Below are 13840 nucleotides of genomic sequence, written 5' to 3' on the forward strand. Positions count from 1 at the left end.
GCGCCCGCCCCCACAGCTTGATGCTGCGTTTGTGCGCATAGTCCATCAGGAACAGGAACGCCTTGTCATTCTCGGCCAGATTGCCGGTCGAGACGTACTGCCGATTGCCCTCATAATCCGCCCAGCCGAGGGTCTGCGGACCCAGCACCCGGATGAACCCCTTGGGTCCGCCGCGATGCTGGGCATAGGGTTGGCCCGAGGCATTCGCGGTGGCGAGATAGGCCGTGTCGACTTGCGCCAGGAACGCGATCAGCGTCTCGTCGATCTGGTCGCGAAAACCGCCGCGCGCCTCCATCTTGGCATAGGCAGCGCGCGATCCGCGCGCGCTCTGCAACGCCTTTACAGTCGGGGTGAAGGCAATGTCGCTGCTGGGGGTCATGCGAGATCCTCTTTGCAGATGGCGAGGCACCGGAAAGCATCGCCTTCCGGGGCGGCCCAGTCACTTGGCCGGAACGTAATCGAACGTGCCGGGCTGGACGATGAAGAACAGGCAGTCGGTCTTCGACAGGCAGCGGGTGACGTGGGGCTCCTCACCGCGCTGGAACCAATAGGATCCGACCGTGAGCGGCTTCGGCGTGGCACCGACCGGGTCGTTGGCACCCACGCCCTTCACCACCACCGCATAATAATCCTCGGTATGCGTGTGAACCGCGCTGACGAAGCCTGCTGGCATGTGGATGAAGGTGCCGTGGCGACCCGTCTGCAGATTGCCGTAAGCGGGACCCGCCTCGAGCTCCCCGGCCGCGGCCTTCACCCCGGTTTTGACAAAGGTCACGTCCTTGGCCGCGATGCTGACCGACGGCCCTTCGTGGACCGGATGGGCCGGCGCGTCCTGTGCCATGGCAAGGCCGGAAAGGCCAATCGCGAATGCGACGATGGTCGTGCGGAAAGCGGTGGTGCGTGTCATGACGATGCTCCTCCCTGCCCAGCTCAAGCGGCCTTGCGCGCCGTGACGACCGGGAAATCGATCTCGGTCTTCAGCGCTTCGTTGACGTAATTGGTGAAGGTGTTGAGCGCGACGTGGAGGAGGATCTCGAGGATCTGCGCATCGCTATAGCCGGCAAGCTTGACGCCCGAGAGATCGACATCGCTGACCTGACCGCGCTCGCGCACCAGCGTTGCGGCAAAGCGTACGGCGGCATCGGCCTTGGGGTCGTTCGACGCGCCCGAACGGTTGGCGGTCATTTCCGCATCGTCGAGCTTGGCGAGGTTGCGGCCGAGATAGGTGTGCGCCGACAGGCAATAGTCGCAGCCATTCACCTCGGCGACGGCGAGCGCGATCCGCTCGCGCGTCGCGGCGGGCAGCGCGCCCTTGGCGAGCGCTGCACCAACGCCGAGATATCCTTCGAGCGTGGCTGGGCTGTTCGCAATCAGGCGGAACATGTTGGGGACGACGCCGAGCTGCGCGTTGACCATTTCGAGCAGCGGCTGCGATTTGGCGGGGGCGTCGGCAATGGTGGCGGGGGTCATGATGCGGGACATGGATTGGCTCCTTGGTCATGGCCGGGACTGGCCATGGCCGTGAAATAGGGCCTTCCGTTTTTACCCAGTATCCGGTATTTTCATAACGCACCCTTCCGTTTTATGAGAGGTTTATGGACCGCTTCGAGGCCATCCGAACATTGCTTGCCGCCGTCGACGGCGGCAGCCTGTCGGCTGCCTCGCGCAGCATGACGCTGCCCTTGCCGACGGTCAGCCGTCGCGTGTCCGATCTCGAGGCGCATCTCGGCACACAGCTTGTCATCCGCACCAGCCGCAAGCTCATCCTGACCGAGGCGGGCGCGGCCTATGTCGCGGCGATGCGGCGCGTGATCGAACACATCGGGGAAGCGGAACGCGCCGCCTCGGGCGAGTATCGCGCGCCGCGCGGCGAACTGCTCGTCACCGCCCCGATCCTGTTCGGCACCTTGCACGTCGCGCCGATCATCCACGAGTTTCTCGGGGCCTATCCGGAGGTTTCGGTCCGGCTGCTCCTCTCGGACGCGCTGGTCGATCTGACCGAGAACCATGTCGATGTCGCGCTCCGGATCGGCAAATTGCCCGATAGCAGCCTGGTCGCACGGCGCGTCGGCGCGGTGCGCTGGGTGATTTGCGCAAGTCCCGACTATCTGCGCGAGCGCGGGGAGCCCGCGACGCCCGCCGCACTGAGCGAACATAACTGCATCGCGTTCGAGGGACTCCAGACCTATCGCAACTGGCCGTTTGGCGCGGGCGCACAGACCGTCACGATTCGCCCGCGCTTTTCGGTCAACACCGCCGACGCGGTGATCGCCGCGGCCATGGCGGGTCTCGGGATCGCCCGCGTCATGTCGTATCAGGCCGCGCGCGCCGTTGCCGATCGTCGGCTGGTCGCGCTGCTGCGGCAAGAAACGGTCGATCGCTTGCCGGTCCATCTGATCCATGCCCCGCAACCGCTGTTGCCCGTCAAACTGCGCGCCTTTCTGGACTTCGTCGCGCCGCGCCTCAAAATTGCGCTCGACCGGATCGAGGAGACCTATGCTTGAGCAGGCGCGGTCGGTCGGTTCGATGCCGCCAAACCGATCCTGCGGCCGCGCGGGCTTGCCAGAAACCGCTGCTCGCGGCTAACGCAGGTCGCGGGGGCCTGTAGCTCAACTGGTTAGAGCTGTCCGCTCATAACGGATAGGTTGCGGGTTCAAGTCCTGCCGGGCCCACCATGTTGCGCCGTTTGCGAGACGAAAGCGCGCAGCTCGTTCGCACGCGAACCAGCACGATCAGCGCAACAAAGCCGCGCCACCAAGCGCAGCTTTGCTGCGTCGGACGGCGCAGCGTGGAGCCCGCCTCACCCGCGCCCCGCCGCCGCGATGATCTGGTCGAGCGACGCCGCCCGCACCCCGCGCCGCGCAAGATCGGCGAGCACGGCATCCCACCACGCGTGAAAGCGCGCGAGATCGGCGGCATCGCGGACATAGGGCGTGAAACCCGGCGCGACCGATGGCGAGTGGAACGCGAAATTGAGCAGCCGCAGCCCCTCCCCCACCGCGACCGCGATCGCCTCAAGCGCGTCCTTCACGGGCATATCCTCGGGCGTCAGCGCAACGCGCGAGAGCAGGCCTGCCCGCGCAAACAGTCCGCGCCCCTTCGGGACCGCCGCGAGCAGCCGGTACAACCGCGTCCCGCCTGCCCGGGCGCGGCCGGTATAGACGGTGGTCAGCGGCACTTCGATCATCGGCCCGGCGCGAAACGCATGGTTCGCAATATCCGCGAAATCCGGCCCGCCATCGTCGGCATAGCTGTAGCGCGACCGCATCGAGCTATCGAGCAGATAGCCGCGCGCGGCGAGCAGGCGCAGCGTGTTGGGTCCGATGCCATAACGGCCGGCGCGATAGGCCAGCGGGCGCGGGCCAAACGCCGCGATGATCGCGTCGGTCAGCGCGTCGATCTTCGCCGCCTCGGTCGCTTCGGGCAAATTCCCGGCATAGCTATTGGCGGGCGTCAGCGCTTCGTCGAACGGCGGATTGACCCACGGGTGCAATTGCGTGCCGACCGCCGACACGCAGTCGGCAAGACAGCTGCGCAGGATGTCGGTCGCGCGCGCATCGGTCGCGATCGGGTAATCGATCATATAGGTCAGCGGCACGCCGCGTTCGGCAAAGCGGCGGTGCGCCTCGGGCAAGGCGGCGATCGCGGAGACGCCGTGCGCGTCGCGCGCAAGCGGCGCATCCCAGTCGAATTCTTCCTCGGTATCGACGAACACCGTGAAGCGCGTGCCGAAAGCATCGGGCCAGTCGATGAGATCCCCGGGCGCGGGCGCAGGCGGACGATAGCGCTCGACCGGTGCGGCGGCGGATGGCGCAGCGACGGCCACGATCAGTTAGAAAAAGCCTGCTCCATTGTGGCAGAGAAGGCGGCGGGCAGGCGCAAAGTCAAGGCCTTGTCGCCGATCGTCAGGCTTCCGCGCAGTTCCGCCGCCAGATTGCGCGCCAAGCGCAGCGCAAAACCCGTGCCGAGCAACGGCGCGCCGTCTCGCTCGGCTTCGGCCTCGGCATCGATCGTCAGCAACGTTTCCTCGGCATAGGCGGCAAGCGCTGCGGGCCGGTCGAACACGATCACTACCGTGCCCTCCTCACCCGTTGCGGCGACGCCGATCCGTTCCCCCGCGCTGCCCGATGCGACCAACGTCGCCATCAGCCGCGCCATCAACCGCTCGACCGCACGGTCATCGCCCAGAATCGCCAGCGCATCGTCGCTGACATAGCGATCGAGCACGGCACCGCGCAGCGTCGCGAGCGGTGCCAGATCGGCAAGGATGCGGTCGAGCAACGGCGCAACCGGGACATCGCCCGGCCGCAGATCGAGCGCGTGCGTTTCGATCCGCGCCGCCATGTCGATATCGTCGATCGCGGTGAGCAAGCCGCTCGCCTGTCCCCGGATCGCAGCGGCGTGCGCGCGGTACGGGGCAGGCACCGGCCCGAGCATTTGCGATTCGATCATTTCGGCAAAGCCAGCGATCGCGTTGGTCGGCGTACGCAGTTCGTGGACGAGCTGGCGCAGCGCATCGGCGGCGGGGTTGCGCGTCTCGCGCGCCGGCTCAGCGGTTTCGTCGGGGCGCGGGCGGCGCGCCGTGCCGCGATAGCCGGTGAAACGCCCGCTTGCCCGGTCGAACACCGGGATTCCGGTGATTCGCCATTGGCCGGCGGCATCGGAACGGCCCTCGACCAAAAGCCGCGCATTGGCGAACCCGGCGCGGCGCCGGAACGCCCCCGCCGCAACGCCATCGACGCGCGATCCGCCCGGACGCGGCGCGAGATCGAGCGACAGCCCGATCAAGGGCGCGCGCGCTGCCCCCTCGATCCAGCGGACGATGCCGTTCGCGTCGGTTTCGAAGCGGAAGGTTTCGGCCTGGGTCGGCTCGCGCGCGAACAGCTCGGGCTGAATTTCAAGCGTCGGCGCAGCGGTTGGAGCCTGCTCGCGCTGACGCTGAAACGCATCGATCCGCGCGACCAGTTCGGAAATCTGAAAGGTGCCGTCGGCACGTTGGCGGTTGCCCGCCGACAACGGCGCAATCGACGGCAGCGCTGCGGCGGGCACGGGAACCGGCACCGGGCGTTCCGCCTGGCGCAGCGCCTCGGCCACGACCGGCAGCCCCGCCGCAACGTCGGCGATCGACACGAATGGCGACACTGGGGCGATCGTTTCGGGAAGGTCGACGGCTGGCGCAGGAGCCGCGTCGCCGACCGCGGCCGGAGCGACACATGGTTCCGGCATCACGGCATCGCCGACCAGATCGGTCCAGTCGATCACCAGCGGTGCGTTGGGCGCAATCGGTCCTTGTTCGGTCGCAGGTGCGACGTTGACCGCGGACTCGGCCACGACCGCATCGCCGACAATCTCGGTCCAGTCGATCGCGACGACTGGCTCTGGCGCGGTGATGAGGAGCGCCTCGGCAGCGGCGATTGCTACGGGTTTGGGGTCAGCCGCAGCGCGGGGCATAACAGGTGGGACTGCGTCCGCCGACGGCGCGCCCAACACGAAATCGACGCTTCCAAACGTCTCAAGCGCGCGCTCGACGTCGGGTGACAGGTCGCGGCGGTGGCGCAGGATCGAACGCGCCGCAGGCGACAGCCGGGGCAGCAAGCTGCGCCACTCGGCCCCCGATAGCTGCACCGCACGCAAGACCGGTGCAGCCACCGCAATCTCGTCTTCGGCAAACACCGCGACCAAATCGACCGGCGGCATCGCAAAGGCCAGCGCCCGCGCGCTCGCCGCGCGAATCGGCGGCGGGACATCGCCGCGAATCATCCGCAGCCGGGCGATCGCTGCGTCATTTGCCGAGGCGTTCCCCGACACGCGCCCCCGCCCGATCAAATCGACCAATTGCCGCCACGTCGATTGCGCGCCAAACGACGAAGACATTTCTGCCGAAAGAACCGTTTCCAAACTGTCGTCGAAGCGCAATGCGGCTCATTCCCGATCCGGACGCGAAAGCGCCGTAACGATTTCTTAACGGAGCTTGGCCGTCGTTGTAACCCCAAGCGGAGTCGCTTCAGGGATTCGATGCGTCGCAATGTGGGACAATTGCGTTCGTCGGCAATTATCTTATGCTGAAGGCAGATGCGGCGATGCGAAACACGCATGCCCGGGGAGCGGACTGTAATGCCTTTCGATTCGATCGACCGACGTATCCTGGAACTGCTACAGGACGATGGTCGCATGACCAATGTCGATCTGGCCGAGCGGGTGGGGCTGACCGCACCCCCATGTTTGCGCCGTGTCCGTGCGCTGGAGGAAGCCGGGGCGATTCGCGGCTATCATGCCGAAATCGATGCCGCGATCCTCGGCTATCCCATCACCGTCTTTGCGATGGTCAGCTTGCGCAGTCAGGCCGAGCATGATCTCGCCGCGTTCGAAGACCATGTCGGGACGATTCCTGAGGTCCGCGAATGCCATATGCTCAATGGCGAGATCGATTTCATCCTGAAGATCGTGGCGAGCGACCTGAAAAGCTTTCAGGACATTTTGATGACGCACCTGACGCCGGCGCCCAACGTCGCCAGCGTCAAGACTTCGCTGACGATCCGCACCGCCAAAGCGCTGCCGGGCATTCCGATCCGGCACGCCTGACACGAAAAAGGGCGGCCCGCGAGCCGCCCTCCTTATTGGTTGCTTCCGCCTTACGCGGCGATCGGCGGGGTCGTGACGAACACCGTCCACAACCGCGCAATCGCCTTGTTCGGCTCGGCGCTCACGCGCGCGAGCGCGACCTTCGCTCCCTCACGATCACCCGAAAGCGCCAGCGCCATGCCGAGGTGGAGATTGTTGCGATCGGCGTCCGGCGCGCCCTTGGTCTCGCACAAACGGTACATTTCGATCGCCTTGGCATAGTTGCGCGTGCCGAAATATGCATCGCCAGCCTGCTGGGCGAGATCGCCCTTTGCGCCCGCCAGCGCATTCTTTTCCTTGACCGCGAGCGGGGCACTGCCGGCGATTCCGGTCTTCGCGCGCGCCAGCAATTCGTTTCCGGTGATGTTGCCAGCCGGAATAACACCCGACGAGAGGCCTTCCTCGATCACGGTCTTGGTCTCATTCGGCAGGCCGACCGTCAGCGCGGCATCGCCATAATCGATATATTCCTTTTGACCGGCCATGCTCTTGGACGCCCATAACAGCCGGTAGAGATCGATCTTATTCTTGCTGTATTTGATCGCCGCCGGGCCCTGGAACCCGAACGTGTAGATCGCCCCGCGCCAATTCGGCGCAGTGCCATATTCGGTCAGCCACGCTGCCGTCCATTGATCGGCACCTTCCTGATCGCCCGCCTTGCCCAACCGGCTGAAGGCATATTTATACCAGGCCTCGGGCGCCTTGCGACCGGCCGCCTTTTCTGCTGCGATCGCGGTACCGAGCTCGGCAACGCCGCCTTTCACGTCGCCCGTCTCGACCTTGGACTGCACGATGTGCAACATCAGATCGGGATTGTTCACGCCGAGTTCGCGCGCGCGCATGAAGTAACGCAGCGCGTCGGGGTACTTTTTGAGCGCATAGGCCAAACCGCCACGCTCATTGTTGCGGATCGCGAGCTCGGCGGCTGGCGTTGCGGGATTGGCCAACAAGGCATCGAGGATCGGGATGAGCGCGGCAATCCGCTGCGCTTCCGGCAGGCTCTTGGTCTGCGCGTCGACGAGCGCCAACCTGATGCCCTGTGCGAGGTAGCGCTCATAGTCGGTTTTGGCGACGCCATCCATGGTGTTGAGCGCGGCCTCTGCCTTCACCAGATCCTTCGGCGTCGCGGCGAGTGCGGCCTGCGCCTCAATCGCGGCTGCGCGCGCTTCCTTTGAGATTGACGGTGCGGCCGGGGCCTCTTCCTTCTTCTTGGCCATCGCAGGCGCGACCAAGGCCGCCCCGTTCAGTCCGATGACCACAGCGGCGGACAAGGCAAGTTTGGAAACCATCTTCATTGCGAACTCTCCTCATGCGGCGCGGCGCGCGGCGGATTGCTGGCGCCGGTCTAGCGCCGCCGCTTGTACCGTCAAGCAACCGCGTTGCCGCCCAGGGCCTTAACGCTGCTTGAACCCATCGGCTCCGATCTGCGCAGCACGAGGCTTTGACGTGCGCGCGCCATCCGCCTAACCGGACCCGGATGATCGCCTTGCTCTCCCCCGCCAAGACGCTCGATTACGAGCGCCCCTTGCCCCCGCTTACCGCGACCGAGCCGCGCTTCGCCGACACAGCGGAAGCGCTCGCGCGATCGGCGGCAAACCTGACACAGAAACGTCTGGCGCAATTGATGCACATTTCGCCGACGCTGGCGAAGCTCAACGCCGATCGCTTTGCCGAATTCGCCGATGCCCCCGCCCGGCCCGCGCTCTTTGCCTTTGCCGGGGATGTGTACACCGGGCTTGAGCCGCGCTCGCTCGACGAGGCGGCGATCGCCTATGCTCAGGATCATGTGCGGATGCTGTCGGGGTTGTACGGCCTGCTCCGCCCGCTCGACGCGATGAGGCCGTATCGGTTGGAAATGGGCACGCGCTGGGCACCGCGCCACAAGAGCTTGTACGAATTCTGGGGCGACCGAATCGCCACCGCCGTGCGCGCGGATGTCGCGGCAGAGGGATCGGGTGCTGTCCTCAACCTTGCCAGTCAGGAATATTTCGCCGCCGTGCTCGGCAAACTGGGCGGCGTGCGTGTGATCGACGTGGATTTCCGCGAACCCGGCCCCGACGGCCCGCGCTTCGTCAGCTTCAATGCCAAGCGCGCGCGCGGGATGATGGCGCGTTGGCTGTGCGAACATCGCATCAACGACATTGCGGACATGAAGGGCTTCGACAGCGACGGCTATCGTTTCGATGCGGCCGAGAGCGCAACCGATCGCTGGCGCTTTTCCCGCGCATGAGCGGCTCGGCAGTCATCATCGGCGCATCGGGCGGGATCGGCGCGGCCTTCGTCGCTGCGTTGGAGGACGAAGGCGCGTTCGACATCGTTCACGGCTTTGCGCGCAGCTGGAACGGCACGCGGCACATCGACCTGACCGACGAAGCGAGCATCGCCGCCGCCGCCGCGCACGTCGCCACCGGCCCGGCGCCGACGCTAGTGGTCGTCGCGACCGGCTTGCTGCATGATGCGGTGCGTGGCCCCGAAAAGGCGATGCGCGAACTCGATCCCGTCTGGCTCGCCCGGAATTTCGCGATCAACGCGATCGGTCCGGCGCTCGTCGCCAAGCATTTCCTCCCGCTCGGGGCCAAGGGCAAGCCTGCGGTGTTTGCCGTCCTCTCGGCGCGCGTCGGGAGCATTTCGGACAATAAGCTCGGCGGCTGGTACGGCTATCGCGCGTCGAAGGCCGCGCTCAACCAGCTGGTGCGCACGATCGCGATCGAGGAAAAGCGCCGCAACGACCGCAGCATCGTCGTGACGCTCCACCCCGGCACGGTCGATACCGCGCTGTCAAAGCCGTTCCAGGGCAATGTCCAGCCCGGCCGCCTGTTCGATGCCGAACGCGCGGCGCTGCAATTGCTCGACGTGATCGAGGGATTGAAGGTCCCCGACAGCGGCAAACTGTTCGATTTCGAAGGCAAGGAAATCGCCTTTTAGGCTTGAGGGCAGCCGCCCCACCCGTTCGCCGTGGGCCTGTCGAAGGGCACATCTCCCGTACGCACCGCTTGCGTTGGTCGAGGCAGCGCTTCGACCAGCTCAGCCCGAACGGAGGGAAGAAGGAAACACCCCCAAAATGACGGATTTGTCACGAGTCCGCCATCGATAGGACAGTAGCACGGTCGCATCTTCTCGCGTGTCGGGGCCAATCCCGAACACCGTTTTTTGAGAGGATTGCCATGACCCGGTTCCCGATCGCGCTCGCCGCCGCCGCTCTGTTGTGCGGCACCGCTGCCGGCGCACAGATGAAGCCCGCACCCAAGCCCACCGCAAAGCCGACGCCTGCAAAGATCATGGCCGCCAAGCCCGCCCCGGCAATGGCAGCGAAGCCGGCGATCGCTGCGCCCAAGCCCGTACCGCGCGCCAAGCCGGCCGCTGCTCCCGGCGGGCGGATGGTTTCGGCCAAGCTCGCCAATGGCAAGACCGTGACCTACAATTGCGCGCTCGCCGGGAACAAGACCAAAAAGGCCTGCCAGTAACCCTCAAAATCCGCCCCCGCGCGCGCTCGAAATGCGGGTGGGGGTGGCATTCTGCATTGCGCTCGGCTAGGGTTGTCGCATTCCCGTAACACAGCCGAAGGCACCGCACATTGACCGACGAGACCGTGCTCGCCGACCCTTCCGATATTGCTCCGATCTCGATCGTCGACGAGATGAAGTCGAGCTATCTCGATTATGCGATGAGCGTGATTGTCGCGCGCGCGCTGCCCGATGTCCGTGACGGCCTGAAGCCCGTTCACCGCCGCATCCTGTGGTCGGCGTCGGAAAGCGGCTTCCTGTACAACCGCCCCTATCGCAAATGCGCGCGCATCGTCGGCGATACGATGGGTAAGTATCACCCGCACGGCGACAGCTCGATCTACGAAGCCTTGGTCCGCATGAGCCAGGACTGGTCGATGCGCGTGCCGCTGATCGACGGCCAGGGCAATTTCGGGTCGATGGACCCCGATAAAGCCGCCGCGATGCGCTATACCGAGGCGCGCCTCGCCAAGGTTGCCGGGTCGCTGCTCGAGGATATCGACAAGGACACCGTCGATTTCATCCCCAACTACGATGGCTCGGAGCGCGAGCCCGCCGTCTTGCCCGCGCGCTTCCCCAATCTGCTCGTCAATGGCGCGGGCGGCATCGCGGTCGGCATGGCGACCAACATCCCGCCGCACAATCTTGGCGAAGTGATCGACGCGACGCTCGCGATCATCGATTCGCGCACCGGCGCGCGCGAGGTCCCGAGCGACGAGGAACTGCTCGAAATCGTCCCCGGCCCCGATTTCCCGACCGGCGCGATCATCCTCGGCAAGGCGGGCGCGCGTTCGGCCTATGAAACCGGGCGCGGCTCGATCATCATCCGCTCGCGCTACGTCGTCGAGGAAGGCCGCGGCGATCGCCGTTCGATCGTGCTCACCGAAATCCCGTTCCAGACCGGCAAGAACGGTCTGGTCGAAAAAATCGCCGAAGCCGCCAAGGACAAGCGCATCGAAGGCGTCAGCGACATTCGCGACGAATCGAGCCGCCTTGGCGTGCGGATCGTCATCGACCTGAAGCGCGATGCAACCCCCGAAGTCGTGCTCAACCAGCTGTGGCGGCACACCCCGGCGCAATCGTCCTTCCCGGCGAACATGCTGGCGATTCGCGGCGGGCGCCCCGAACTGCTCAACCTGCGCGACATCATCACCGCGTTCGTCGTCTTCCGCGAGGAAGTGATCACGCGGCGTTCGAAGTTCGAACTCGCCAAGGCGCGCGACCGCGCGCATTTGTTGCTAGGCCTCGTCATCGCGGTCACCAACCTCGACGAAGTCGTCCGCATGATCCGCGGCTCCTCCAGCCCAGCGGCGGCGCGCGAAGCGCTGATCTCGCGCGAATGGCCGGTTGCCGAGATCGCGCCCTACATCAAGCTGGTCGAAGCGGTCGAAGCCGAAGTCACTGGCGACACCTATCGCCTGTCTGACCTGCAAGTCCGCGCGATCCTCGATCTGCGCTTGCATCGCCTCACCGCGCTCGGCCGCGACGAGATCGGCAACGAGCTGCAAGGTCTCGCCGATTCGATCTCCGAGCTGCTCGCCATTCTCGGCGACCGCGCCAAACTCTATGCGGTGATGCGCGACGAACTGGTCGCAGTCCGCAAGGAATTCGCGACCCCGCGCAAAACCGACATTGCCGCCGCCGCCGACGGGATCGACGACGAGGATCTGATCGAGCGCGAGGACATGGTCGTCACCGTGACGATGCAGGGCTATATCAAGCGTACCACGCTCGACACCTTCCGCTCGCAAGCACGCGGCGGCAAGGGGCGCGCCGGCATGGCGACCAAGGATGAGGACGCCGTCACCAATTTGTTCGTCACCTCGACGCATACGCCGGTGCTGTTCTTCTCGACGCTCGGCAAGGTCTACCGGATGAAGGTCTGGAAGCTGCCCGAGGGTGGCGCCGCCACGCGCGGTCGCCCGATGATCAATTTGCTTCCGCTGGCCGAGGGCGAGACGATTTCGACCGTGCTGGCCTTGCCCGAGGATGAGGCCGAATGGGCTGCGCTGCACGTCATGTTCGCGACCGCCAAAGGCAGCGTGCGGCGCAATTCGATGGACGCCTTCACCAACGTGCCCACCGCCGGCAAGATCGCGATGAAGTTCGAGGGCATTGACGAGGACGATCGCCTGATCGGCGTCGCCTTGCTCAGTTCGGACGATGACGTGCTGCTCGCCACCCGTTCGGGCAAGGCGATCCGTTTCGCCGCCGACGAAGTGCGCGAATTCCAGAGCCGCAATTCGACCGGCGTGCGCGGCATGCTGCTCAAGGGCGATGATGCGGTGATCTCACTCTCGATCCTCCACCGCGTCGGCGCCAGCCCTGAGGAGCGCGAGGAATATCTGAAGTTCGCGCCGTGGAAGGAGCGTGAGGGTGAGCCTGCGATGGACCCAGCCCGCTATCAGGAATTAATCGCGCGCGAACAGTTCATCCTCACCGTCTGCGCGAATGGCTATGGCAAATTGTCGTCGGCCTATGACTATCGCCGCACCGGGCGCGGTGGTCAGGGCATCACCAACATCGACAACATCCCGCGCAATGGGCCGGTCGTGGCAAGCTTCGCCGCGACCAAGGGGCATCAGTTGATGCTGGTGACCGACCAGGCGAAAGTGATCCGCACGACCCTGGGGTCGATGCGCGTGATCGGTCGCAATTCGGCCGGCGTGAAGCTGTTCGACGTCGCCAATAACGAACATGTCGTCTCCGCCGCCCGCATCGAGGAAGCCGAGGGCGAAGCCGAAGCGGATGTGCGGGATCTGACGGTGGTCGAACTGGCACCAGACGATGGCGCGGACACGAGGGATAATAGCGCGGCGGGGCCGGAGGACGGGGCCTGATCAACGGTCAGGCGGAAGATCCTCGGCAAGATGTGCGGCTGCATCCATGCGTTCGTGGAGCAACCGCACGACGTCGATTCCATCGTCATCGATTAGGACGAAGATGAGGTGAGAGGCGACCCTCGTCTGGAACAGGCCAGGATACAAATAGCCCGCCGAGCGCGCGCGATGATCGCTCGTCGCCAAGGTATCGATCCGCGCCAACAGCCACCGAACATCATCGTCGGCGCTGTCCACGCCCCATTACTCGACGGAATAATGCCATATCTCGCGTAAGTCGCGCCGCGCCCGAGGGCGGAGCCGGACCGAACGGCTCACTGCGCTTCATGCTCCCGACGCATTTCGTCCAGGAAATCTGCCATATCGAACGGCTCGGCGGGGCCGCTTTCAACGCCCTCCCGGATGGCTTCGCGCAGCCGATCCAACGCAGCCTCTTGCGTCTCAAGCAAGCGCAACCCGGCGCGCACGACATCGCTCGTCGATCCGTATCGCCCACTCGCCACTTGCCGGTCGGCGAAGTCGATGAAATGGTCGCTGAGCCACACCGACGTATTTTTCGAAGCCATGCCAAAACTCGCGTGATACCAATATCTGGTACAAATACACGCGCAACCGAAAGCCCGCAATGACCGACCTGCCCACCACCGCCTATAAGGTGCTCACCGCCGAACAAATGGCGACGCTGGAACGCGACGCCAGCTTCGCGGGTGCGCCGGTCGATCTGGCCGATGGCTACATGCACTTCTCGACCGCCGAACAATTGACCGAGACGGTCGACAAGCATTTCGCCGGTCAGAGCGATCTGCATGTCGCCGCGATCGATCTCGGGTCGTTCGGCGCGGGCCTCAAATGGGAGGAATCGCGCGGCGGCCAGCT

15 protein-coding genes and 1 tRNA gene are annotated in these 13840 nt (G+C 65.4%); 8 read left to right on the forward strand and 8 right to left on the reverse strand.

Features of this window, described 5'->3' with window-relative positions; genetic code table 11:
* The 3 genes from ABWP09_RS09945 to ABWP09_RS09955 all read right to left on the reverse strand — a co-directional run.
* A partial coding sequence (locus tag ABWP09_RS09945) for a pyridoxamine 5'-phosphate oxidase family protein (RefSeq protein ID WP_353204989.1) occupies positions 1-379 on the reverse strand: 379 nt, incomplete at its 3' end.
* 60 nt (positions 380-439) lie between these two features.
* Positions 440-907, reverse strand: coding sequence for a DUF4437 domain-containing protein (locus tag ABWP09_RS09950; protein WP_353204990.1), 468 nt, complete (start codon positions 905-907; stop codon positions 440-442).
* Positions 908-930: 23 nt separating this feature from the next.
* Positions 931-1482, reverse strand: a complete 552-nt coding sequence (locus ABWP09_RS09955) for a carboxymuconolactone decarboxylase family protein (protein WP_353204991.1) — start codon at positions 1480-1482, stop codon at positions 931-933.
* Between the two features lie 113 nt (positions 1483-1595).
* On the opposite strand from ABWP09_RS09955, the gene ABWP09_RS09960 reads away from it, so the two are divergent.
* Positions 1596-2504: a LysR family transcriptional regulator gene (locus ABWP09_RS09960; protein WP_353204992.1), complete on the forward strand. Its 909-nt coding sequence runs from the start codon at positions 1596-1598 to the stop codon at positions 2502-2504.
* A 94-nt stretch (positions 2505-2598) separates the two neighbouring features.
* Positions 2599-2675: transfer RNA gene (locus ABWP09_RS09965), tRNA-Ile, on the forward strand.
* A 125-nt stretch (positions 2676-2800) separates the two neighbouring features.
* Here the strand turns inward: ABWP09_RS09965 and ABWP09_RS09970 are convergent.
* Positions 2801-3826 carry a polysaccharide deacetylase family protein gene (locus ABWP09_RS09970; protein ID WP_353204993.1) on the reverse strand — a complete coding sequence of 342 codons (1026 nt, stop codon included), beginning with the start codon at positions 3824-3826 and terminating at the stop codon, positions 2801-2803.
* Between the two features lie 2 nt (positions 3827-3828).
* Entirely contained in the window at positions 3829-5874 is a 2046-nt protein-coding gene (locus ABWP09_RS09975; RefSeq protein WP_353204994.1) for a histidine kinase dimerization/phospho-acceptor domain-containing protein, read from the reverse strand.
* A gap of 240 nt (positions 5875-6114) precedes the next feature.
* Between ABWP09_RS09975 and ABWP09_RS09980 the strand changes: the two genes are divergently transcribed.
* Entirely contained in the window at positions 6115-6582 is a 468-nt protein-coding gene (locus tag ABWP09_RS09980; protein ID WP_353204995.1) for an Lrp/AsnC family transcriptional regulator, read from the forward strand.
* A 50-nt stretch (positions 6583-6632) separates the two neighbouring features.
* Here ABWP09_RS09980 and ABWP09_RS09985 read toward each other — a convergent pair whose 3' ends face one another.
* Positions 6633-7916: a hypothetical protein gene (locus ABWP09_RS09985; RefSeq protein WP_353204996.1), complete on the reverse strand. Its 1284-nt coding sequence runs from the start codon at positions 7914-7916 to the stop codon at positions 6633-6635.
* Positions 7917-8098: 182 nt separating this feature from the next.
* Here ABWP09_RS09985 and yaaA point away from each other — a divergent pair, with 182 nt between their 5' ends.
* The 4 genes from yaaA to gyrA all read left to right on the forward strand — a co-directional run bounded on the left by yaaA (position 8099) and on the right by gyrA (position 12964).
* Complete coding sequence (gene yaaA, locus ABWP09_RS09990) at positions 8099-8851, forward strand: peroxide stress protein YaaA (protein ID WP_353204997.1); 753 nt, start codon at positions 8099-8101, stop codon at positions 8849-8851.
* Positions 8848-9546 carry an SDR family NAD(P)-dependent oxidoreductase gene (locus ABWP09_RS09995; RefSeq protein ID WP_353204998.1) on the forward strand — a complete coding sequence of 233 codons (699 nt, stop codon included), beginning with the start codon at positions 8848-8850 and terminating at the stop codon, positions 9544-9546. Before yaaA ends, ABWP09_RS09995 begins: the two co-directional genes overlap by 4 nt.
* 239 nt (positions 9547-9785) lie before the next feature.
* Positions 9786-10085 (forward strand): hypothetical protein, encoded by a 300-nt coding sequence (locus ABWP09_RS10000; protein WP_353204999.1) that lies wholly within the window; start codon positions 9786-9788, stop codon positions 10083-10085.
* Between the two features lie 110 nt (positions 10086-10195).
* On the forward strand, positions 10196-12964 hold the full coding sequence (gene gyrA / locus ABWP09_RS10005; protein WP_353205000.1) for a DNA gyrase subunit A: 2769 nt from the start codon (positions 10196-10198) through the stop codon (positions 12962-12964).
* Here the strand turns inward: gyrA and ABWP09_RS10010 are convergent, their stop codons facing one another.
* Complete coding sequence (locus ABWP09_RS10010; RefSeq protein WP_353205001.1) at positions 12965-13201, reverse strand: type II toxin-antitoxin system RelE/ParE family toxin; 237 nt, start codon at positions 13199-13201, stop codon at positions 12965-12967.
* Positions 13202-13278: 77 nt separating this feature from the next.
* Complete coding sequence (locus ABWP09_RS10015) at positions 13279-13530, reverse strand: type II toxin-antitoxin system ParD family antitoxin (protein WP_353205002.1); 252 nt, start codon at positions 13528-13530, stop codon at positions 13279-13281.
* A gap of 59 nt (positions 13531-13589) precedes the next feature.
* On the opposite strand from ABWP09_RS10015, the gene ABWP09_RS10020 reads away from it, so the two are divergent.
* Positions 13590-13840: DUF952 domain-containing protein (locus ABWP09_RS10020; RefSeq protein ID WP_353205003.1), on the forward strand; the 251-nt coding region annotated here is incomplete at its 3' end.

The sequence above is a fragment of the Sphingomonas sp. genome (assembly GCF_040398505.1).
GTDB lineage: Bacteria > Pseudomonadota > Alphaproteobacteria > Sphingomonadales > Sphingomonadaceae > Sphingomonas.

What these genes read in the sequence shown, in the direction of transcription:
- ABWP09_RS09975 (WP_353204994.1), bottom strand. Translation starts at nt 5,874, where the DNA reads ATGTCTTCGTCGTTTGGCGCGCAATCGACGTGGCGGCAATTGGTCGAT.
- ABWP09_RS09995 (WP_353204998.1), top strand. Translation starts at nt 8,848, where the DNA reads ATGAGCGGCTCGGCAGTCATCATCGGCGCATCGGGCGGGATCGGCGCG.
- ABWP09_RS09955 (WP_353204991.1), bottom strand. Translation starts at nt 1,482, where the DNA reads ATGTCCCGCATCATGACCCCCGCCACCATTGCCGACGCCCCCGCCAAA.
- ABWP09_RS09985 (WP_353204996.1), bottom strand. Translation starts at nt 7,916, where the DNA reads ATGAAGATGGTTTCCAAACTTGCCTTGTCCGCCGCTGTGGTCATCGGA.
- yaaA (WP_353204997.1), top strand. Translation starts at nt 8,099, where the DNA reads ATGATCGCCTTGCTCTCCCCCGCCAAGACGCTCGATTACGAGCGCCCC.
- ABWP09_RS09980 (WP_353204995.1), top strand. Translation starts at nt 6,115, where the DNA reads ATGCCTTTCGATTCGATCGACCGACGTATCCTGGAACTGCTACAGGAC.
- ABWP09_RS10000 (WP_353204999.1), top strand. Translation starts at nt 9,786, where the DNA reads ATGACCCGGTTCCCGATCGCGCTCGCCGCCGCCGCTCTGTTGTGCGGC.
- ABWP09_RS09950 (WP_353204990.1), bottom strand. Translation starts at nt 907, where the DNA reads ATGACACGCACCACCGCTTTCCGCACGACCATCGTCGCATTCGCGATT.
- ABWP09_RS09960 (WP_353204992.1), top strand. Translation starts at nt 1,596, where the DNA reads ATGGACCGCTTCGAGGCCATCCGAACATTGCTTGCCGCCGTCGACGGC.
- ABWP09_RS10015 (WP_353205002.1), bottom strand. Translation starts at nt 13,530, where the DNA reads ATGGCTTCGAAAAATACGTCGGTGTGGCTCAGCGACCATTTCATCGAC.